Here is a 1,396-nt window from a genome sequence, read left to right as displayed (position 1 = left end):
GATCTTTGTGTGAGAACTCAGATCATGGACAGGGTCCTCCCCATTCCGCTAGACCTCGACCACCACGAATCCCCCCGATGGTCAAAACACGAGGAGGGCCGGCCCACGACTGTGGGCCGGCCCTCGCCGTGTATCCCCGGTCCGGTGCAGGTAGAGGCCGTGTGGCATGGTGGAGTCGTGGGGATTAGCGGTGGCGAGCGTTCGGATGGCACCGGCTCCGGTGGCCGCCGGAACCGACTTGGCGCAGGTCAGTTCGGCGCGCTCGGCTTTCATCTCGCTGACTCTCGCACGGAGGAGTCCGTGCTGGGTCTGCTGGAGGCGGTCGAGGCGGAACTGCGCGACACGGTCGCCAGTGCCGATCCGTTCGTGACCGAGGCCGCCCGGCACCTGGCGGATGCCGGTGGGAAGCGGTTCCGGCCCCTGCTGGTGGCCCTGGGCGCGCAGTTCGGTGACCCGAGCCGGCCGGAGATCGTGTCGGCCGCCGTGGTGGTGGAGCTGACCCACCTGGCCACGCTGTACCACGACGACGTGATGGACGAGGCCCCGGTGCGTCGGGGCGCCCCGAGCGCCAACTCGCGCTGGACCAACTCGGTGGCCATTCTGGTCGGCGACTACCTCTTCGCGCGGGCTGCGGACGTCGCGGCCGAGTTGGGCCCCGAGGCGGTACGCCTGCAGGCCCGCACCTTCGCCCGGCTGGTGCACGGCCAGATCGCCGAGACCGTCGGGCCGCGGGCCGGTGACGATCCGGTCTCCCACTACCTGCACGTGATCGCGGAGAAGACCGGCTCGTTGATCGCCACCAGTGCGCACTTCGGCGGCCTGTTCGGGGGTGCCTCGCCCGAGCATGTCGCGGCGCTGGCCGGCTACGGCGAGACCATCGGGGCGGCCTTCCAGCTCTCCGACGACCTGCTGGACATCGCCAGCGAGTCCACCGAGTCGGGCAAGACCCCCGGCACCGACCTGCGGGAGGGGGTGCCCACCCTGCCGGTGCTGTACGCCCTGGCCGCGGACGACACCGACGCCGCCTCGGTGCGGCTGCGGGAGATCCTGGCCACCGGGCCGCTGACGGACGACGCCCTGCACGCCGAGGCCCTGGGTCTGCTGCGGGAGTCCGCGGCGCTCAAGCGGGCCCGGGAGACCGTCCGCAGCTACGCTGAGGACGCCCGCGCACAGCTGGCCCCCCTGCCGCAGATCCCGGCCCGGCGGGCCCTGGAATCCCTCTGCGACCACATCGCCGACCGCACCAGCTGACCCTCCCCCCACCCTCTGGTTGATCATGAGGTTGGCGGCAGTAGTTGATCGGCGGGGTCAAGGGGTGAGTGCAATCGTTAGGTAGTGATGAGTTGGGCCAGGCGTTGGGCTGGGGTGTCCCAGCCCAACGTTTCGCGGGGTCGGG

At 70.8% G+C, this 1,396-nt stretch carries 1 protein-coding gene; it reads left to right on the top strand.

The window, feature by feature from the left end; translation table 11 throughout:
* The first annotated feature begins 183 nt into the window (after positions 1-183).
* Positions 184-1,251, top strand: a complete 1,068-nt coding sequence (locus tag ACGFIK_RS27825) for a polyprenyl synthetase family protein (protein ID WP_327027314.1) — start codon at positions 184-186, stop codon at positions 1,249-1,251.
* Positions 1,252-1,396 lie beyond the last annotated feature (145 nt).

The organism is Micromonospora sp. NPDC048871 (assembly GCF_043198155.1).
Taxonomy (GTDB): domain Bacteria; phylum Actinomycetota; class Actinomycetes; order Mycobacteriales; family Micromonosporaceae; genus Micromonospora.
Note: the sequence above shows the minus strand (reverse complement) of the source record. Positions and strands in the feature narration are given on the sequence as shown.